Raw genomic sequence first — 20447 nt, 5'->3', positions numbered from 1 at the left:
TTAAAAACATAACAATTTACGATGGCAGGCAATCTAAAATCGTAAATCTAAAATCTAAAATATCATGGCATATTCAGATAAAGTAATTGATCATTATACCAACCCAAGGAACGTTGGTACATTAAATAAAGATGCTAAAAATGTAGGTACAGGTTTAGTAGGTGCGCCAGAGTGTGGTGACGTGATGCGTTTACAGATTGAGGTAGATGACAACAACGTAATCACTGATGCTAAATTCAAAACATTTGGTTGTGGTTCAGCTATTGCTTCTTCATCTTTAGCTACAGAATGGTTAAAAGGTAAGTCTATTGATGAGGCTTTGGCAATCGATAATATGGACTTAGTAGAAGAATTAGCTTTACCTCCAGTAAAAATTCACTGCTCGGTATTGGCTGAAGATGCTATCAAGTCTGCAATTAACGATTATCGCGTTAAAAACGGCCTAGAAGCATTAGAAATGCCTAAATCGCACCACTAAGAGATTTTAGATTTGACGAATTACGATTGTTGATTTGTCAAATCTTTAATGAATAAAACTTACGATTGCAGATGCAAAGTCTAAAATCGTAAATCTAAAATCGTAAATATTATGATTACCATAACAGATAAAGCAAAAAGCAAAATAGATGACCTGATGCACGATTCGCAATTAGGCGCTGATTACTTTTTACGTGTTTCAGTAAAAGGTGGTGGTTGCTCTGGCCTATCTTACAATTTAGATTTTGACAACGAAGAGAAAGTTGGCGATCAGTTTTTTGAAGATAAGGGCGTAAAAATTGCGCTTGACATGAAGTCGTTTTTATACTTAGCCGGCACAGAGCTTGATTTTTCTGATGGCTTAAACGGAAAGGGATTTAACTTCATTAACCCTAATGCAAGTCGTACTTGCGGTTGTGGAGAAAGTTTTTCGGTTTAGTAGAAATTATACAAATCTTATTTAGGGCATCGAAATTATCGATGCCCTTTTGTTTTAACCTCTATTTTTTACCAACAATCCTTCTTTCGTTTTGTATTATTAATTACAATGCCTTATCATTGTCGGTTCAAAACATCACCAAAGTAAATGTAACATGGTATCATTCAACGAATTTTCTACCGTACCTTCGCTATTACGTAACGTTGTAAAAAACATCCATCAACCTCAAGAAACCTTTTTGATCCATAAAAAAGGAGCCAAATGGGAAGAAATATCTTTCGAGGAAACCTTAAACAAAGCCGATGCAGTTGCAGCATTTTTCTTGGAAAAAGGCATTGTTAAGGGAGACCGATTGGGCTTGATGATTGAAAATTCACCTGAATATGTGTACTACGACCAAGGGATTCAACAAATTGGAGTAATTAACGTTTCCATTTACCCTACCCTATCTGAGCAAGAAGTAGCTTACATTATCAATGATTCTGGTATAAAGGCAATTTTGGTAGGCAACCCTTTCCTATTCAGAAAAATTTTAAAAGTTGCAGATAATTGCAAGGAACTGAAATACATTATCCCGGCCTTTGCTGATTTCGCAAAGATCAACATACCTGAAACTGCTAGTTTCGAAATTATCGACTATCAAGAGATCTTAGACAGACCAGTATCAGCAACAGAAATTACTGAAATTGAACAAAGAAGATCAGAAGTATTGCCCAGCGATGTTTCATCTTTGATTTACACTTCAGGAACTACAGGAACGCCAAAAGGTGTAATGCTTACCCACTATAACTTTGTAAAAAATGTAGAGGTATGCTTGCAACAAATTCCAGTAATTAACGAAACTGAAACTTTCCTGTCATTTTTACCACTATCGCATGTATTTGAGCGTACAGCTACCTATCATGTGTGCTGCGCCCAAGGTTGTAAAATTGCTTTTGCACAAAGTTTGGAGTTACTAGCCAAAAATATGGGCGAAGTTAGACCGACGGTAATGTCATGCGTTCCGCGTTTGTTGGAGCGTATACACGATAAAGCTATCAAATCTGGAACTGCCGCAGGAGGTATGAAAGCAAAAATTTTCACCTGGGCTATTGAAACTGGAAGTGCCTATCGCGAGAAAAAAGAAGCAGGTAAAAATCCTGGTTTAATTTTAAGTGGAAAGAAAGCTTTGGCAGAGAAGTTGGTATTCAGCAAAATTAAAGAAAAAACCGGAGGACGATTGAAATTCATGATTTCCGGTGGAGCTGCACTACCTAAAAATGTGGGCGAGTTTTTCGGGAATTTAGGTATTAAAATATTAGAAGGCTTTGGCTTAACCGAAACTTCTCCTGTAATGGCGGTAACTGAATATCATCGCCAAGTGTATGGTACGGTAGGCCGTGTTATTCCAGGGATTGAAATTGGCATACAGAACGTGGAAACGAAGCAGATTATCAATATCCAAACTCATGATACCTTTGACGAAAACTTTGAATGCGAAGAGGGCGAAATCATTGTTCGTGGGCATTGCGTAATGAAAGGTTACTTTAATAAACCTGCTGAAACTGCCGAAGCTATTGATAAAGACCAATGGTTTCATACGGGTGATATTGGTCGTTTTTACAAAGGTAACTTGCAAATTACCGACCGATTGAAAAACATGATTGTGAATGCTTACGGTAAGAATGTATACCCTACGCCGGTGGAAAACATCTACTTGAAAAGCCCTAAAATTGACCAACTATTTTTAATTGGCGATAAGAAAGAATATATCACAGCCATCATCATCCCTAACAAAGAAACTTTACAGGAAACCTTTAATTTAAAAGAAGAGTTTTTCCAACGTGAAGGTGATTTTATTGATGAAAAGGAAATCAATGATTGGATAGCGCAGGACATCAAGAAAATTAGTAATGAGCTGGCAAAATTTGAGCGCATTAAACATTTTATTATCAAACGTAATCCGTTTAGTATTGAAGAAGGTGAAATTACGCCTACCCTTAAAGTAAAACGCAGAGTGGTGGAGAAAAAATATGCTCCTGCTATTGCAGAAATGTATGCGAAGGATAACGCGGAGGTGGAATAATTAACTTTACCGATTTTTTAGATTGCAGTTTAGCGCAGCTAAAATTGGTCTTTAGCTGTGCTCTGAATAACGCCCTTGCCAAATTTAACAACTTTTTTATTCCGCTTTGGCTTAGCTAACCAACTAAACAGTTTCTTCTTTTGCCTCCAACGACTTGAATTCGGTTTTTGGCTAAAGCCACGGTATAACATATTTTTGCAGCCAGCTAAAGCAGACTGCAATTAAATACCATCAACATCAAATTCCTTTTCTCATTCTTATATAGCGACTGCTGTCAATATTTGTAATGTTTAACTACCTCTCAGGAATTTTCAATTGCAGTAACCTAAATTATTTTAACGAAGGTTAAGGAACATTAAAAATAGGAACATAGCGTTCGGCTGTTATCGCATACAAGCGTCACCCTAGCCAGTATTTCCACTATTCAAAAATTAGTAAAATAATACACTAATATTACACTTACAAGCTATTTCATTTGTTAAATTAGTACAAAATTATAAGATATGAAAAAGCAGCAATTGACAAAGGAAATATTAATGGAAAAGTACAGCGATTATTTGCTAAGCAATGGAAAGCAGCCCGTTAATGTATACACTTTTGCAAAGGAACATCAATTCTCAGAATCTAAATTTTACGAACATTTTGCAAGTTTTGAAGCGTTAGAGCAAGCTTACTTGGTATATTTCTTTGACAAGTCGGTAGGTTTAGCAAAGCAGATAGAGAATTTTGAATTGATGCAAGCCAAAGAGCAGCTGCTTAATCTTTACTTTATCTTTTTTGAAAATTTAAACTTAAACCGATCGCTAGTACTTACTTTGCTGAAAAACGATTTGCGAGATCAATTTCATATCCTTAAGCAATTGAAAGCTAGTCACCACAGCTTTGTTAAAGAACTTGATTTTGAAGAAGGTAAATTATTTGAGAAAGCACCAGAGCGACTTAAAAACTTCACCGAAAAATCAAGAGAAGAGGTTCTGTGGCTTCACTTTCTTTCTGTACTAGATTTTTGGAAGAAAGACACCTCTCCTAGTTTCGAAAAAACAGATTTATATATTGAAAAATCAATAGATACTGGATTTGATATTGTTCAAAATCCACTGATTGATAAGTTTATTGATTTAGGCAAGTTTCTTTGGAAAGAGAAATTCCAAATGTCGTAACCCTTAAACTTATAGCATGAAAACTTTAGATAGCATTCCTACTGGCAAAATACAGCGGGCGGGTAGTTTTTTGAAAGCCGGAGCCAAGGTAGGCATCAATTATTTGAAATATTACGGCGATAAAATCATTAAAGATGAAGCAGAGGCAAAGGAAACTTTAAACCGCAACAACGCTGAAGACATCTACGACAGCTTAAAAGAACTTAAAGGATCGGCATTAAAGGTTGCACAAATGTTGAGCATGGAAAAAAATATGCTTCCGGCTGCCTACGTAGAAAAATTTTCGTTATCGCAGTTTTCAGTTCCGCCACTGTCAGGTGCTTTGGTGAAGAAAACTTTCCGTAAATATTTTGGAAAAAACCCGAGCGAAATTTTTGATGATTTTTCTGAGGAATCTGTGAATGCTGCCAGTATTGGACAGGTGCATAAAGCGACGAAAGATGGCAAAGCACTTGCGGTTAAAATCCAATATCCTGGGGTGAAAGAGAGTATTTCTACTGATTTAAAATTGGTGAAGCCGATTGCCATTAAGATGTTCAACATCCAAAAGGAAGGATCGGACAAGTATTTTCAAGAAGTTGAAGAGAAGTTGTTTGAAGAAACTGATTACACATTGGAGTTAAAACGTAGTCAGCATTTTTCAAAAGCATGCTCGCACCTTCCCAATGTTAAATTCCCAGCGTACTATGCAGAGTTTTCTTGCGAAAAGATCCTGACCATGGATTGGCTACAGGGCATACATTTTTCGGAATTTACTGGCAAAAAACAAAGCGAAGAAGCTAAAAACTTACTTGGTCAAACCCTTTGGGATTTTTACATGTACCAATTGCATGTACTTAAACAGCTGCATGCCGACCCACATCCAGGCAACTTTTTAATTTCTCCAAAAAATGAGCTTTTGGTAATTGATTTTGGCTGTATTAAGGAGATACCTGACGATTTTTATATTCCCTATTTTGAGCTTGCGGACCAAAAGAATTTAAATGACAGTTCGTTTTTCGAGCGAAAGCTTTACGAATTGGAAATTTTGCTTGATAGCGATACGGAGAAAGAAAAATCATTTTTCACCCAGCTTTTTCATGAAATGCTTTCGCTATTCACCAAGCCGTTCAACATGGATGAATTCGATTTTTCTGATGAAACTTTCTTTGCTGAAATTGCAGCTTTAGGACAAAAATATGCGAAGATAAATGAGATCCGTGATTTAAATGTTAACCGCGGATCGAAGCATTTCATTTACATGAACCGTACTTTTTTTGGTTTGTACAATATGATGCATGATATGGGTGCCAAGCGAGTAAAAATTAAAAATTTCGAACAATTTATAAAATAGCAACGTTTGGATTTAACAATTTAGCCAGTTCATGAAAAGCATTGCCATTATTTTTCCAAACCAACTTTTCGAAGTAGTAAAATTTAAAAAAGGCACCAGCATTTACCTTGTAGAAGAGTGGTTGTTTTTTAAGCAATATGCCTTTCATCAGCAGAAAATAGCTTTCCATAGGGCCACAATGAAATTCTATGAAAGTTACCTTACTAAATTAGGGTTTGAGGTTAACTACATAGCCGCTACCGACAAACTTTCTGACATTAGAGCATTGTTGCTGCAGCTTAAAAAAGAAGGCATCAGTGAAATTGAGGTATATGAGCCTGTGGATAATTGGCTGGAAAACCGGATCAGGAAATATGAAGGTGATTTCAATTTCTTATGGCTAGAAAATCCGCTTTTTATCAATACGCAGGACGAGCTCAAGCAATATTTTAAGCCCGATAAAAAACACTTTCATCAAACTGATTTTTATAAGCAACAGCGTAAACAGCTTCAAATTTTAATGAAGGGCGATGAACCTGAGGGCGGCCAATGGACTTACGATGCCGACAATAGGAAGAAGTACCCAAAAGGCAAACAGGCTCCATACATTAAATTTCCAGAAAGCAATGAGTATGCAAAAGAAGCCATTGCGTACACGCAAAAGCATTTTTCTAAAAACTATGGCAAACTAGGTAAAAACCTGATTTATCCAGTTACTTTTAAAGACGCCGAGGATTGGTTTGAAGAGTTTTTACAATATAGATTTTTAGAGTTTGGGACTTACGAGGATAGCATTGTAAAAGAAGAGAACATTTTACACCACAGCTTACTTTCGCCGTTATTAAATATTGGCTTTTTAAACCCGAAAAAAGTTATTGCCGAAGCAACAATGTTTGCGAAAAAGCACAAAATTCCAATTAATTCTACAGAAGGATTTATAAGGCAAATATTAGGCTGGCGTGAGTTTATAAGAGGCTTGTATGAGCGTGTTGGCACTAAACAACGCAATTCAAATTTCTTTAAGCACCACCGTAAAATTCCGGCCAGCTTTTATACGGCTACTACGGGCATTGCACCTATTGACGGTACTATTAAAAAACTGCTTACAACTGGCTACGTTCATCATATTGAGCGGTTGATGATACTGGCAAATTTCATGAATTTGTGCGGCATTGATCCAAATGAGGTTTACCAGTGGTTTATGGAACTTTTTATAGATGCCTACGACTGGGTGATGGTGCCAAATGTTTACGGTATGAGCCTTTTTGCCGATGGTGGCTTGATGAGTACCAAGCCTTACATTAGCGGAAGCAATTACGTCACAAAAATGAGCAATTACGAAAAGGGCGAGTGGCAGGAGATTTGGGACGGCTTGTTTTGGAATTTCATGGATCAACATCGGAGCTTTTTTGCAAAGCAACCACGCTTATCGATGTTACTAAATAGCTTTGATAAGATGGATGCGGATAAACGTGAAAAGCATTTAACTACAGCTGATGCTTTTTTGAAGAAGCTCGAAAAGCAATAACTTGAAAACGTTGGTTAAAAAAAACGGAAATAGTAACACAACCGGATGTTAACTAAACGGGATAGCAGCGGAAATACTTTTTGTTGCAGCATTATTGGGTGACAGGATACCGAAAACAAAAAGATTGCAGCGGATAGCCCGACTGATTTTTGATAGTAGCCGTTATTTGCTTTTCAAAAAAATTAGCTCGTTAAAGATCGGTTTAAACCTTAAGCCTTACAGCCAAAAAGCACGAAAAATTTACTACTTTTGCAAAAATTTCTCAGAATGAGTATAGGATTATCAGAACAGGAAATACAAAGACGTGACTCGCTAAAACAATTACGCGAATTGGGTATAAACCCCTATCCTGCAGAGGCTTACGAAGTAAATGCCTACGCAGCGGATATTAACGAAAATTACGAAAGAGATAAAACTGCTTATAAGAACATTAGCCTAGCCGGACGTATTATGACCCGCCGTATTATGGGTAATGCTTCTTTTGCTGAATTGCAGGACTCTACCGGTAGAGTACAACTTTACCTAAAGCGTGATGATTTGTGCCCTGATGAAGATAAGACTTTATACAACACTGTTTTTAAGAAGTTGCTAGATCTTGGTGATTATGTAGGCATCAAAGGTTATGTTTTTACTACCCAAACTGGTGAAATATCGGTACATGTGACTTCATTAACGGTATTGGCAAAATCATTAAAACCCCTACCGGTAGTAAAACGTGATGATGAGGGCAATATTTACGATGGTTTTACCGATCCAGAGTTGCGCTACAGAATGCGTTACGTAGATTTAACGGTAAATCCCGATTATAAAAAAATCTTCATCAACCGCAGCAAGGTAATTAATACCATGCGCAGCTATTTCGATAGCCAAGGTTGGATGGAAGTGGAAACGCCAATTTTACAGGCAGTGCATGGCGGTGCAGCGGCCCGTCCGTTTGCTACGCACCATAACACTTTAGACATGCCTTTATTTTTGCGTATTGCGAACGAGCTTTACCTAAAAAGGTTAATTGTTGCTGGTTTTGATGGTGTTTATGAGTTTGGAAAGATGTTCCGTAATGAAGGGATGGACAGAACGCACAATCCTGAATTTACCTCGATGGAAATTTATGTAGCCTACAAAGACTACGTTTGGATGATGGGCATGGTGGAAGAGTGTTTAGAAAAAATTGCTGTAGCTATCCACGGTTCGCCTGTAGTTAAGGTTGGCGCTCATGAAATTGATTTCGCTGGCCCTTACGAGAAGTTGACGATGTACGAATCCATTCAAAAATATACCGGTATTGATGTTTCGGCAATGAGCGAAGAGCAATTGGCTCAAACTTGTAGAGATTTAGGTATTGAGATTGATGATAGCATGGGACGCGGTAAATTGGTGGATGAGCTTTTCAGTGAGAAAGTGGAAGCAAACTTGATTCAGCCAACTTACATTACCGACTACCCTATTGAGATGACACCTTTAGCGAAAAAACACCGTAGCAAAGAAGGTTTGGTAGAGCGTTTCGAGCTTTTTGTAATGGGTAAAGAAATTGGCAATGCTTATTCGGAATTGAACGATCCGATTGACCAAAAAGAGCGTTTCGAGGAGCAATTGAAATTAGCTGCCAGAGGCGATGATGAGGCAATGGCAATGGATGATGATTTTGTTCGTGCTTTGGAATATGGTATGCCACCTACTTCTGGTTTAGGTATTGGTATTGACAGGTTGGTAATGTTGATGACGGACCAATCGACTATCCAAGAAGTACTATTTTTCCCTCAAATGCGCCCAGAGAAAAAGAAAATTGAACTTTCGGCAGAGGAAGCAGAGCTGTATGCCCTAGTAAAAGAAGGTGAACAAATTTTACTGGCTGATGTTAGAGCGAAGTTACCGGAATGGAGCAATAAGAAGTGGGATACTACTTTAAAAGGATTAACCGGAAAGAACATCCTTAAAGTAAATAAAACAGATGAAGGTTTGTTTTTAGGCCATAAGTAGAAATAAATATTTTTTTAGATTGCTAAATCCTCAGTTTTTAACTGGGGATTTTTTGTTTTGATACTTAGCTGATTACCTAAATTTTGCTAGCTTAGTTTGAAAACTGTTAACACTATAAATGAAACTAAACTTAAAGATGGTGACTACTGCCAGGTTATAGCGGGAGCACATAAAGGTAAAAAGGGCATTGTAAAGGATTTAAATATTAGTAAAACAGAACATTTGACCATCACAGTAGTGCAAGCTAGTGGTATACGCTTTAAAACGCTTGGTAGAAATGTGAAGGTTGAAGAATATCATCCCTAATGAATTAACATAAACATAACAGAAACTTAAACGCTTGACGTAATTACTATAAAAAACCTTTTTTAATTTAGTGTTGTACTAAAATTTTATTCAAATGAATAGTTCAACAATTGAAATTACGGAAAACGAATACTGCATTAAATTAAGTAAAGATACTTTTGATTTATCTCTAGTTCGCCAGCTGATTAAGCGCATACAAGCCGAAGAATTATTTTTTAGCAGAAAAAGAATGGACGATGATGAGGATTTATTGAGCAGAAACGACGCTAGCTACGAAGAAAACTTCGACAGGCTTTGCGACAAATAAAAAGAGCTAATCGCTTTGCGGCAATTAGCTCTCTACTATTTCATTCTTCAGCATTATCTGTGACTGTAACGCACTTGCTGTTGTTTATCTAACATTCCCAACTGATCTTTCATTTGTTTAATCTGATCGGCTAACAATTTATTTTTGTCTGCTTTTTTAGCTTCTGCCAAGTACATTTGAGCTTCACGTTTATTACGTTTTCCCATGGCAATACCTGCTAAACTTAATTTTGCCAAAGCTACATTGTGATCCATGTGCAAGCCATAACTCAAAGCCGCTTTAAAATACTTTTCTGATTTCATTGGCGCTTTTCTTGACTCCATTAACCCTAATAACAAGTTGTAATAGCCATATTGCATTTTGTTCAGTTGCTTTTCATAATTGGTAATTCTTCCTAAAAAAACTTCAGCTTTTGCCACGTTATCTTTACGCAAATACCATTGTGCAATCAGCATGTTTTCGTTATAAAAGTAGGTGATGAATACAAAAAGACTTAAAAATACGGTTGGAATTCCCCAGCCCCAATGACCAAAAACAAAAAGCGCAACTGCCGCCCCCAATAAAGCAAACCCTATAATTAAGCGTATTAAATTTGACATAGTTTTCTAATATTTGTGCAAATATCGGTTTTATATAGCATAAAATAAGGATTAAATTTATAATTTCAACAAAAATTAGACTGCTATGAAATATCTATTCACTATTTTGTTTGCCGTAATTTATGTTTCAGCAAACGCACAACAAATCAATAAAAAATTGGAAGATCAAATTAAACATAAAGAAATTATGCTAAACGAGTGTTCTAGAGAGGGATTAGTTGAGTTTCCGGAATTTAAAGCGAGTTACGATGCCAATTACGAAAACTACAAGGTAGACTCCGCCAACATTGCTGGCATTAAAAAGCTAATGAAGGATAAAAAGATTAAGGTGGTGTTAGGTACTTGGTGCGGCGATAGCAAATATCAAGTTCCAAACTTTTTGAAGATAATGGATGCTGCTAAAATTGATCAAGAAAAAGTATCTTTTATTGCTGTTGATGGTGCAAAAAAAGCCGAAAATGGATTGTTAGATGGATTAGACATTCAGCGTGTACCTACTTTCATTGTTACTGATAAGAAGGGCAAAGAAATTGGCCGTATCGTTGAACATCCTAAAAAAAGCTTAGAACTTGATTTGGTAGATATATTGACTGTTAAAAAGTAGGTATCTACAGTGGTTTTTACTTTCTCCTTTATACTTTTAATTTAAAATATGGCGGTAGATTTAGAAGATAGTTGGCTAAAAGTACTTGGGGCTGAATTTGAAAAGCCGTATATGAAATCGTTGAAGGCTTTTCTTCAACAGGAAAAACAAGCGGGCCACACGGTTTATCCAAAAGGCACTGATATTTTCAATGCCTTTAAACACACGCCATTTGAGAATGTTAAAGTTGTAATACTAGGCCAGGATCCGTACCACGGAGTAGGTCAGGCGCATGGCTTGTCGTTTTCGGTACAAAAGGGTGTTGTTCCGCCGCCATCTCTTAAAAACATTTATAAGGAACTAGCTGATGAATTCCCTGACTTTAAAATTCCCAGTCACGGAGAGCTAACCTCATGGGCAAAGCAGGGTGTACTATTATTGAATGCTACGTTAACTGTAAGGGCGCATACTGCTGGTTCGCACCAAAACAAAGGTTGGGAACAGTTTACCGACAAAGTAATTACTGAGCTTTCCGAAAAAAGAACGGGCTTGGTGTTTATTTTATGGGGCAATTATGCCAAGCAAAAAGAAGTGCTGATAGATCAAAACAAACATTTCATCATCAAATCTGCCCATCCGTCTCCATTTTCTGCCTATAACGGGTTCTTCGGTTCCAAACCTTTTTCTAAGACCAATGAAATCCTTAAAAAGGAAGGGAAAAATGTGATTAATTGGCAAATCAGTTGATTTGTAGTAAGCCTTAAGTATAATTTGTAAATCTACAGATGCCTCATAAGCTGACACCTGACTCCTTACCACTAACTCCTAATACCTAACCACTAATTAATACTCCAACGGAACAATCGGCTCTTTTTTCGTAGTAGACATGATCATCATCGTCTGAAACGTTTTCACCACAGAAATCTTACTGATTTTATCCATAATTAAACGCTCATACGATTTAATGTCGCTAACGTAAACCTTCAATAGGAAATCAGCCTGACCAGTTACGTGGTGGCATTCTGTTACTTCCTTAATTTGGTTAACCTCGTCTAAAAAAATCTGAATGGTATTATTTTTATGAAAATCCAACTGAATTTGGATAAAGGTTTTAATACCTAAACCTAGCTTTTCTTCATCAACTAAAGCATGGTAGCTTTTAATATAACCAGACATTTCGAGCTTTCTTACACGCTCCAATGTTGGCGCTGGCGAAAGGCCAATCTCTTGCGATAACAGCAAATTGGTAATCCTACCGTTTTCTTGCAATAATTTTAAAATCTTAAAGTCAATTTTATCTAGTTCTGCTGCCATAATTTATTAATGAATTGCTCAAAGGTAAAACACAAAGGCTAAGCGGCAAAATTTTATTCTAAAATTATTGTAAAAATTTAGCTAATATTTTATAGATAAATTTTTAGATTTGTCTAAATAATGAATTAGAAAAGCAAAAATGCAATCCTATACCGAAGAGAATTACCTTAAAATAATTTATCATCTATCCGAGATAAGCAATCCCGTTTTAACCAACGCCATTGCCGAACGCATCCAAACCAAAGCAGCATCGGTAACGGATATGATCAAAAAACTCTCTGATAAAGAACTGGTAAATTATGTGAAATATCAAGGCGTAACCTTAACAGAAAAAGGTAAAACCACGGCAATTAACATTGTGCGAAAACACCGTTTATGGGAAGTGTTTTTAGTAGATAAGCTCAATTTTAAATGGGACGAGGTACATGATGTTGCCGAAGAACTGGAGCATATCCAATCTAATTTATTGGTAGAACGTTTAGACGAATTTTTGGATTTTCCACGTGTTGACCCTCATGGCGACCCTATTCCAGACAAAAACGGCAATTTCGCTGAATTGGCATTTATCAAATTAAGCAAACTAAAACCTACCGATAAAGGTACTATTACCGGGGTGAGCGAACATTCATCAACATTTCTTAAGCACTTGGAAAAACTTGGGCTAACCTTAGGTAAAAGAATTGAAATTATTGAAGTTTTAGAATTTGACGGTTCAGTAGAATTATTGGTGGAGAGCCAAAAAACAAATATTAGCAGAGAGGTAGCAAAACATATTTTAATTACGAAAAACTAATGGCAGAAAAACAGTCGTTAAGCGAAGTACACCAAAGTGTAACCACCAACCAACGTAAAGGCTGGCGAAGAATACTGGCCTTTTTAGGTCCTGCTTATTTGGTAAGCGTTGGCTATATGGATCCAGGTAACTGGGCAACTGATATTGCCGGCGGTAGTAAATTCGGCTATCAACTGATTTGGGTATTGCTCATGTCTAACCTCATTGCACTATTGCTCCAATCGCTTAGTGCCCGTTTAGGTATCGTTAGAGGGCTAGATTTGGCGCAAGCTTCCCGAAATACCTATCCAACGTGGGTTAATGTCCCGCTGTTTGTGCTGGCGCAAACTGCCATCATCGCTTGCGACCTAGCAGAAATCATCGGCATGGCCATTGGTTTAAATCTTTTATTTGGTCTGCCTTTAATTTGGGGTATCTCTATTACCATCTTTGATACCGTATTGCTCCTGTTTTTACTCAACAAAGGCATGCGAAAAATGGAGGCTTTTATTGTCTCTATGGTCTTTATCGTAGGTATCTCATTTCTAGCTGAGATGTTTATCGTGCAGCCGTCAATAGTGGAAATTGCCAAGGGTTTTGAGCCTTCACTGTTGGGTGGCGAAGCACTTTACATTGCTATCGGAATTATAGGTGCTACCGTAATGCCACACAACCTTTATCTACATTCTTCATTGGTACAAACCAGAAAATTCGACCGCGACCGCAAAGGTATTAAAGAAGCGTTGAAGTTTAATTTTATTGATACTGCAGTAGCTTTGAATTTGGCATTTTTAGTGAATGCAGCAATTTTGATTTTGGCCGCAGCAGCGTTTTTTAAAAATGGTTTTCATGAAGTTGCCGAGATACAGGATGCACATGAATTGCTCACCAATATTTTTGGAAATGTTGCACCCGCATTATTTGCCATTGCCCTAATTGCTGCCGGCCAAAGTTCCACCGTTACAGGAACCTTAGCTGGACAAATTGTAATGGAAGGCCACCTCAATTTACGCATACAGCCTTGGCTTCGCAGGTTAATTACCCGTTTATTGGCTATTGTCCCTGCATTTTTCACTATTCTTTATTTTGGCGACAAGGCCCTAGGCGGACTTCTGATTTTAAGTCAAGTGGTGTTAAGTTTACAATTGGGCTTTGCCATTATTCCGCTAATCCACCTTAATTCCGACAGGAAAGAAATGAAGGAATTTACTATAAAACCTTGGGTGAAAGTGCTAGCTTGGCTCAGTGCTGCAGTAATTGTGGCGTTAAATATCAAGCTGGTAATCGAAGAAATTAGCGGATGGATGGCCGAATCCAATGCTTGGTACATCTATGTTTTTGTTTTGCCTATTGCCATTTTAGTAGCCTTGTTGTTGGCCTATATCTTCATCTATCCACTATTGAACAAAAAAACACGTTTTGGAAATGTGCCACATGGCGATGCACTAGCAATAGGCATAGTGGAGAAAATCAATTATGAAAAAATCGGCATCACCGTTGATTTTTCGGAACACGATAGGAAAACGATAAGGCATGCGCTAATTCAAGGCGGTAAAGATGCGCATTATTATCTCATCCACGTTGTGGAAACCGCGGTGGCTCGCTATCATGGCAAAACGGCTATGGATCACGAAACCCAATCGGATATCGATAATCTTAAAAAATATCAGGAGAATTTGGCCGAACTAGGTTACGAATCCACACCGCAAATTGGTTTTGGTGGCACAGCAAAAGCAATTGCCGAAATTAGTAAAACTAACGAATTGGAGCTTTTAGTAATGGGCGCCCATGGCCACAAAGGACTTAAAGATTTAATTTTTGGCACTACTGTGGACGCCGTTAGACATAAAGTTGAAATACCTGTATTGATTGTAAGGTAAACTTAAAGCCAAGCTAAAGCACGTGTTAAAAAATAAAAATAAATACGTGTAATATTTATTTTGTATCTTTATGCAAAGGCATGAAAATTATGAATACAAAACTAACCCTGACGATAGAACAACAGACTATAGAAAAGGCTAAGGAATATGCTCGGAAGAGAAAGAGGAGCTTATCAGATTTGATTGAAAACTACTTAAAGGCATTAACAAGTGAAACATCTACCGAGGATGATTTAACGCCAACTGTTAAATCATTAAAAGGCTCTTTTAAGTTACCCGCAGATTTCGATTACAAAAAGGAATTAGCAGATCGTCTATCTGAAAAATATTTGTAATGGAAAAAATTTTAATCGATACAGATGTCATTCTCGATTTCTTCTTTGACAGATCACCTTTCTCCGATGATGCGTCTAAGATTTTAGCACTATGCGAAAAAAGAAAAATTAATGGTTTTGTGACGCCTGTAATGATCAGTAATGTCTATTATCTTTTAAGAAAAACAGCAAGCCATGAAAAAGTAATTGAAAATATAAGAGCTTTATTAGGAATAATCGACGTAGTTGCTATACACAGAGAGACAATATTAGACGCAATGAATTCCAATTTTAAAGATTTTGAAGATGCATTGCAAAATTTTGCAGCACAAAGCCACAAAGGAATTAAGGTAATCATTACCCGAAATATTAAAGATTATAAAACGAGTAAGCTATCTATCATGTCGCCAGAAACCTATTTACAAACAATCCGATAGGCGAAGCATCTGGTATAGGAAAAAGAAAACTATTGCTAAGTCGTTACCATTGCGGATTAAGGATTTGCGACACTGTATGCTGCCCTTTATTTGTGCTTCCGAAGCCCTATCCGCGGATTTGCAATCCGCACACCATGAAACCCTATCTCAAATGATACCTCAATCCAAAAAATGCCCTTATACCTTGGTTTGGTGCATAAACATAGCTCGGATCAAATGTTAAACCGTACGGATTGGAAGGCGTAGCTACCGCATTGCCGTTATTACCAAACTGCACCTGCTTATCAAATGGATCATTAGCACGAGCGATGATAAAAGGATTATTTCTTGTCGGCTTAAAATTAAGCAGGTTTTTTACACCAGTGTAAATTTCAAAACCTTTAAATCCACGGTAAGTAAACTGAATGTTTTGCAAACTCCAAATTGGCGAATATGGTTGACGGGAATCCAAATCATTTAACAAAGGCAGCCGCATTGGACCATAAATATTACCAGTATAATCAATTCCTATATTCAATTGGTTAATTAAATAAGAAACCGACCAAGTCCCCATCCACTTTTCTGTTAAGATTTGTTGTGATTTCAATCCATCTTCCACCAATGCAACATCTTGTAAAGTTACACCAGTATTAATCTTTAGGCCAAAATCCAAAATTACATCCAAATTTCCGGTTAAACCTTTGCTCACCGCATAGCCATTCAAATTATCATATCTAATTTGATTCGCATTGGTTTCATAATCCGCTACTATTCTATTGTTAAAATGGGTATAAAATGCCGATACATCGAAAGTAAAAGTATGCCCGCCAGCATATACACGTTTGAGAAAATTTAGGTTCGCATTATAGGTTTTTTCTGGCTTCAACGCACTAGCAATAACCACCTCCCTAGCCCCGGTTAGTGCAGCATGATCTTCGGTAAAAATATTCACCACCCTAAAACCCGTACCAGCGTTTAACCTCAAAATACTGTTTTCATCAAAATTTACCTTATAAGCAAAACGTGGCGTAACAATGTTTCCGTGGTTTGAATTATAATCGTATCTAATCCCTAATAACACGGCATGTTTACGAGCCAGTTTTATTTCATCTTGTAAAAAAATAGCCGGCAGATAGGTGTTTTCTGGATTATTTTGTTGATTTATCGACAGCGTAGCCGGTGTATTATCATCATAAAATGTATATCTAAATGCTGTACCGAAAAGCAAATCATGGTTTTTAAGTTTTTTATCCAAAGTTAGTTGAGCAAAGCTGATATTTTGTTGAGCGATATAAGAAGTTGTGCCATACCTGCTATCCTGCTGATGGCTAGTTAACGAAAAGGCAAAAAACATTCGTTCTTTAACTGGCAGTTGGTAATTACCGAGCAATTCCCAGCGCTTGGTATAAATACTTTCGCCATAAATCTCGTCACCTCCCCTGGCAGCTTTGGTCCAATTCATTTCGCCGCCCCACCTATCTTCATACAAAAACCTACCGGCCAGTGTAAATAACCTGTTTTCGTTTCTACTGAAATTCCATTTTTGGAATACAGAAATGCGATCCTGCAAGGTAACATCAGTGAAATTATCCAAATTATCATCCACTTTGTTGCCATATTTGAAGTAATTTACTCCTAACAACATAGTTACCTTAGGATGAATTTTGGCTTTGTAGCCCAAATCAAGATTGTGTTCCAAGTAACTAGTGCTCATCCAATCTAAACTTAGCGTTGGCGCTTTATTAACCTCTTTAGTAATAATATTAATCAATCCTCCTACAGCTTCACTACCATATAAAGATGATGCTGGACCTTTCACCACCTCTACCCTTTCAATCAAAGCATTTGGAATTCCGGATAAGCCGTAAACGGTCGATAAGCTACTTACAATGGGCATTCCATCAATCATGACCATGGTGTAAGGCCCTTCTAATCCGTTGATGTGAATGTCGCCCGTGTTACAAATATTACAGTTCAGCTGTGGCCTAACTCCGTTGATATTTTGTAATGCATCAAAAATACTCGGCGTTGGATTTTTCTGAAAAAACTTAGCACTATATACCTCTACTGGAACAGGACTCTCTAATCTATCAACTTCCTTTTGCGTACCTGTAATAACAACTTCCTTTAATTCTTGCTTATTTTCAACTAGCTCGATATTTAACACCGTATCACCAGTTAATTCCAATTGAATCACTTGAGTGCGATGACCTAAAGCAGAAACTTTCATTTGATACTTTCCTTTTGCCAAAGCTACAAAACCATACATCCCGGCAGTATCTGTTTGGGTAGAACGCTGAAGTTCAACTAACCTTAAGCTTGCTTTAGACAACGCAACGCTGCTGCTAATTACCCGCCCTTTAAGCACCAAATCTTGCCCTCTAACTAGCAAACCAATTAAACTAAACACAATAAAAAATAAAAGACACCTCATATAATTAGCTTTACAAAAATATAAATTTAGACAAATCTAAAAATAAATTTAGAAATACTTTTATAAAAATATCGATAATTTAAAATCAATATTTGATGCCGATGTGTTACTTATAACCTATAATTGTTGATATTTGCACCATGCCTAACGATATACAAATAAAAAATAAGCGTGCTTTTTTCGACTACCATATTTTAGATAAATATGTAGCTGGAATTGCTCTACTAGGTACCGAAATTAAATCTATAAGACAGGGGAAAGCTAACCTTACCGATGCATTTTGCACTTTCATCGGTGGCAATCTCTATGTACGAAATCTTCACATTTCAGAATACAGCCACAGTTCTTTCTATCATCATGACATTAAAAGAGATAGAGTACTGTTATTGCAAAAGAAAGAAATCCGAAAGCTTAAGATGAAAGGCGAAGAGAAGGGTTTTACTATAGTACCTTTACGTATTTTTATCAACGAAAGAGGCTTTGCCAAAATGGAGATAGCCCTGGCACAAGGTAAAAAGGAGTTTGATAAACGCGATAGCATCAAAGAGAGAGATAGTAAACGAGAGCTGGACAGGGCAATGAAATTTTAAATAAGTAAGTGAGTAAGTGGATAAATGAGACATTTATTCGAATACCACACAAATACTTACTCATTTAGTCATTTTACCATTCAAAATTAATTTATGAAAATAGTTTTTATGGGTACGCCCGATTTTGCCGTTGCCTCACTAGATGCACTAAAAAATGCGGGATTTGATATTGCAGCAGTAGTAACTGCAGCGGATAAACCAGCGGGAAGAGGACAAAAATTAAGTGAAAGTGCTGTAAAAAAATATGCAGTTGAACATGGACTTAAAGTTCTACAGCCATTAAAGCTAAAGGATCCTGATTTCATTAACGAGCTTGAGCAGCTAAAGGCTGACTTACAGGTGGTAGTTGCGTTTAGAATGTTGCCAGAAGTGGTTTGGAACATGCCGCCAAAAGGCACTATCAATTTACATGGGTCGTTATTGCCACAATATCGTGGAGCTGCTCCAATTAATCATGCTATTATCAACGGAGAAATAGAAACTGGTGTGACAACATTTTTTCTAAAGCACGAAATTGATACAGGAGATGTGATTTTTTCTGCTAAAACGGCAATTACAGATGAAGATACTGCCGGCACACTACATGATAAACTGATGCACATTGGTGCAGATTTAATTGTTAAAACAGTGAAGGCTATTGACGGAAACACTTATACAGAAGTGCCCCAACCAATGAATGCCGAACTTAAAGCTGCCCCGAAAATATTTAAGGATTTTTGTGACATCAATTGGAACCAAGATCTTCAAACTGTATACAATCACATTAGAGGTTTAAGTCCGTACCCTACTGCCTTTACCTCTTTAAACGGCAAAAATTTAAAAGTTTTTAAAGTCGAAAAAGACTTTACCATACCAACGCAAACTGCTGGAACTTATGAAACAGATGGTAAAACCTTTCTTAAATTTGCGACTAACAATGGCTACATCAAGTTACTGGAACTTCAATTAGAGGGGAAGAAACGAATGATGGTTGATGAATTTTTAAGGGGCGTAAGGTTGGTGGATTAGTTAATGAGATAATTGGCTAATGAGATAATTTGGTAATTTATTCCGCTATCTAGACTTCACTGAAATTCCCTTCAAAATGTGGTGATTAGATGATGTAAAGTTGAGATATCAAAACCGATTAGACATCAACTTAATTGATTCAACCAATTACTGAAAGCTCTTGAAACTTCATTAAAATAGCGTTTACGTCCGTAACCCATTACCCAGCGTACGCCGCCAATAGCATTTGTTAAAAACACCTCTTCAGCTTCGTTTAAAATTTGCGGGTTGATTTGCGCTTCTATTAGCGGCAGCTGATGTTGTTTTGCTAAGCGCATTACTACGTTACGCATTACACCGCCTACACAACCTTCAGAAAGTGCAGGTGTATAAATTTGATTTTGGTAAACTACAAACAAATTAGAGCTGGTGCTTTCACATAAAAATCCATTCTGATTTAACAATAAAACCTCATCCAAACGGTGCTGCTTTTGGTAAATAGCCGCCATCACAAAAGGTAATGAATTGGAGGTTTTAAAATTTGAAAGTTTATTGATGGGCTTGGCAATTTCATCATAAACATCTACAATAAGCCCCTTTTTGTTAAGCTCGTAGTTTGGCATTTCCAAAGGCTTTACCTCTAGCAAATAGCCAACTTTATTTGTTTCTGGCGTGTATAATCCCTCACCATCACGGTAAATGCTTAACCTAAAACGGGCATTAGCATGAATTTTATTTTTACGAGCAAGCTCGGTACTTTTAGTTTTCAAAAAATATTCGTCCAACAGGTTGTATCCATCCATTTTTAGGGCTTTCATGGTGGCCTTAATCCTATCGGCATGCAGCTCTGGAAATTGCAACCTGCCGTTAGCCATCCTCATAGATTCAAACAGGCCATCACCAAATTTAAAAGCTCGATTACCAACTTTTAAAATTGGTGTTTCTTTTTCAAAAAACTCGTCGTTAAACAGTGTATAATGCGGCATT

Annotated in this window: 21 protein-coding genes; 17 read left to right on the top strand and 4 right to left on the bottom strand. The window is 37.1% G+C overall.

Annotation, left to right across the window (positions count from 1 at the left end; genetic code table 11):
• Positions 1-64: 64 nt before the first annotated feature.
• From iscU to DUT68_RS02910, 9 genes are all read left to right on the top strand, one after another.
• On the top strand, positions 65-478 hold the full coding sequence (iscU, locus tag DUT68_RS02950) for a Fe-S cluster assembly scaffold IscU (protein WP_113635630.1): 414 nt from the start codon (positions 65-67) through the stop codon (positions 476-478).
• A 111-nt stretch (positions 479-589) separates the two neighbouring features.
• Positions 590-916 carry a HesB/IscA family protein gene (locus DUT68_RS02945; RefSeq protein WP_113635628.1) on the top strand — a complete coding sequence of 109 codons (327 nt, stop codon included), beginning with the start codon at positions 590-592 and terminating at the stop codon, positions 914-916.
• A 154-nt stretch (positions 917-1070) separates the two neighbouring features.
• Positions 1071-2981: an AMP-dependent synthetase/ligase gene (locus DUT68_RS02940; RefSeq protein ID WP_113635626.1), complete on the top strand. Its 1911-nt coding sequence runs from the start codon at positions 1071-1073 to the stop codon at positions 2979-2981.
• A 503-nt stretch (positions 2982-3484) separates the two neighbouring features.
• The gene (locus DUT68_RS02935; RefSeq protein ID WP_113635624.1) at positions 3485-4141 is read left to right on the top strand and encodes a TetR/AcrR family transcriptional regulator; all 657 of its coding nucleotides are present in this window, start codon (positions 3485-3487) and stop codon (positions 4139-4141) included.
• Positions 4142-4157: 16 nt separating this feature from the next.
• Positions 4158-5474 (top strand): ABC1 kinase family protein, encoded by a 1317-nt coding sequence (locus DUT68_RS02930; protein WP_113635622.1) that lies wholly within the window; start codon positions 4158-4160, stop codon positions 5472-5474.
• A 31-nt stretch (positions 5475-5505) separates the two neighbouring features.
• Positions 5506-6981, top strand: a complete 1476-nt coding sequence (locus DUT68_RS02925) for a cryptochrome/photolyase family protein (RefSeq protein ID WP_113635619.1) — start codon at positions 5506-5508, stop codon at positions 6979-6981.
• A 267-nt stretch (positions 6982-7248) separates the two neighbouring features.
• On the top strand, positions 7249-8958 hold the full coding sequence (gene lysS, locus DUT68_RS02920) for a lysine--tRNA ligase (RefSeq protein ID WP_113635617.1): 1710 nt from the start codon (positions 7249-7251) through the stop codon (positions 8956-8958).
• Positions 8959-9054: 96 nt separating this feature from the next.
• Entirely contained in the window at positions 9055-9264 is a 210-nt protein-coding gene (locus tag DUT68_RS02915; protein WP_237088246.1) for a KOW motif-containing protein, read from the top strand.
• 94 nt (positions 9265-9358) lie between these two features.
• Positions 9359-9571 carry a hypothetical protein gene (locus tag DUT68_RS02910; RefSeq protein WP_113635615.1) on the top strand — a complete coding sequence of 71 codons (213 nt, stop codon included), beginning with the start codon at positions 9359-9361 and terminating at the stop codon, positions 9569-9571.
• 53 nt (positions 9572-9624) lie between these two features.
• Here the strand turns inward: DUT68_RS02910 and DUT68_RS02905 are convergent, their stop codons facing one another.
• Positions 9625-10170, bottom strand: coding sequence for a DUF2892 domain-containing protein (locus DUT68_RS02905; RefSeq protein WP_113635613.1), 546 nt, complete (start codon positions 10168-10170; stop codon positions 9625-9627).
• A gap of 85 nt (positions 10171-10255) precedes the next feature.
• On the opposite strand from DUT68_RS02905, the gene DUT68_RS02900 reads away from it, so the two are divergent.
• Positions 10256-10774 carry a TlpA family protein disulfide reductase gene (locus tag DUT68_RS02900; protein ID WP_113635611.1) on the top strand — a complete coding sequence of 173 codons (519 nt, stop codon included), beginning with the start codon at positions 10256-10258 and terminating at the stop codon, positions 10772-10774.
• A gap of 48 nt (positions 10775-10822) precedes the next feature.
• Positions 10823-11500 (top strand): uracil-DNA glycosylase, encoded by a 678-nt coding sequence (gene ung, locus DUT68_RS02895; RefSeq protein WP_113635609.1) that lies wholly within the window; start codon positions 10823-10825, stop codon positions 11498-11500.
• A 96-nt stretch (positions 11501-11596) separates the two neighbouring features.
• Here the strand turns inward: ung and DUT68_RS02890 are convergent, their stop codons facing one another.
• A complete protein-coding gene (locus tag DUT68_RS02890; protein ID WP_113635607.1) occupies positions 11597-12067 on the bottom strand; it encodes an Lrp/AsnC family transcriptional regulator in 471 nt (156 codons plus the stop codon).
• A 139-nt stretch (positions 12068-12206) separates the two neighbouring features.
• On the opposite strand from DUT68_RS02890, the gene DUT68_RS02885 reads away from it, so the two are divergent.
• From DUT68_RS02885 to DUT68_RS02870, 4 genes are all read left to right on the top strand, one after another.
• Positions 12207-12860 (top strand): metal-dependent transcriptional regulator, encoded by a 654-nt coding sequence (locus DUT68_RS02885; protein WP_113635604.1) that lies wholly within the window; start codon positions 12207-12209, stop codon positions 12858-12860.
• Entirely contained in the window at positions 12860-14719 is a 1860-nt protein-coding gene (locus DUT68_RS02880) for an Nramp family divalent metal transporter (RefSeq protein ID WP_113635602.1), read from the top strand. Before DUT68_RS02885 ends, DUT68_RS02880 begins: the two co-directional genes overlap by 1 nt.
• Before the next feature lie 89 nt (positions 14720-14808).
• A complete protein-coding gene (locus DUT68_RS02875; RefSeq protein WP_113636274.1) occupies positions 14809-15054 on the top strand; it encodes a DUF6364 family protein in 246 nt (81 codons plus the stop codon).
• Positions 15054-15470: a type II toxin-antitoxin system VapC family toxin gene (locus DUT68_RS02870; RefSeq protein WP_113635600.1), complete on the top strand. Its 417-nt coding sequence runs from the start codon at positions 15054-15056 to the stop codon at positions 15468-15470. Before DUT68_RS02875 ends, DUT68_RS02870 begins: the two co-directional genes overlap by 1 nt.
• Before the next feature lie 142 nt (positions 15471-15612).
• Here DUT68_RS02870 and DUT68_RS02865 read toward each other — a convergent pair whose 3' ends face one another.
• Positions 15613-17883, bottom strand: a complete 2271-nt coding sequence (locus DUT68_RS02865) for a TonB-dependent receptor (protein WP_113635598.1) — start codon at positions 17881-17883, stop codon at positions 15613-15615.
• Positions 17884-18023: 140 nt separating this feature from the next.
• Between DUT68_RS02865 and smpB the strand changes: the two genes are divergently transcribed.
• Entirely contained in the window at positions 18024-18473 is a 450-nt protein-coding gene (gene smpB / locus DUT68_RS02860) for an SsrA-binding protein SmpB (protein WP_113635596.1), read from the top strand.
• A 93-nt stretch (positions 18474-18566) separates the two neighbouring features.
• Positions 18567-19481 carry a methionyl-tRNA formyltransferase gene (fmt, locus tag DUT68_RS02855; protein WP_113635594.1) on the top strand — a complete coding sequence of 305 codons (915 nt, stop codon included), beginning with the start codon at positions 18567-18569 and terminating at the stop codon, positions 19479-19481.
• Between the two features lie 125 nt (positions 19482-19606).
• Here fmt and DUT68_RS02850 read toward each other — a convergent pair whose 3' ends face one another.
• Entirely contained in the window at positions 19607-20446 is an 840-nt protein-coding gene (locus tag DUT68_RS02850; protein ID WP_113635593.1) for an aminotransferase class IV, read from the bottom strand.
• Between the last annotated feature and the right edge of the window lies 1 nt (position 20447).

Source organism: Pedobacter zeaxanthinifaciens (assembly GCF_003313335.1).
GTDB classification, from domain to species: domain Bacteria; phylum Bacteroidota; class Bacteroidia; order Sphingobacteriales; family Sphingobacteriaceae; genus Pedobacter; species Pedobacter zeaxanthinifaciens.
The sequence above is the reverse complement of the archived record's forward strand: the minus strand, read 5'-3'. Positions and strand labels throughout refer to the sequence as shown.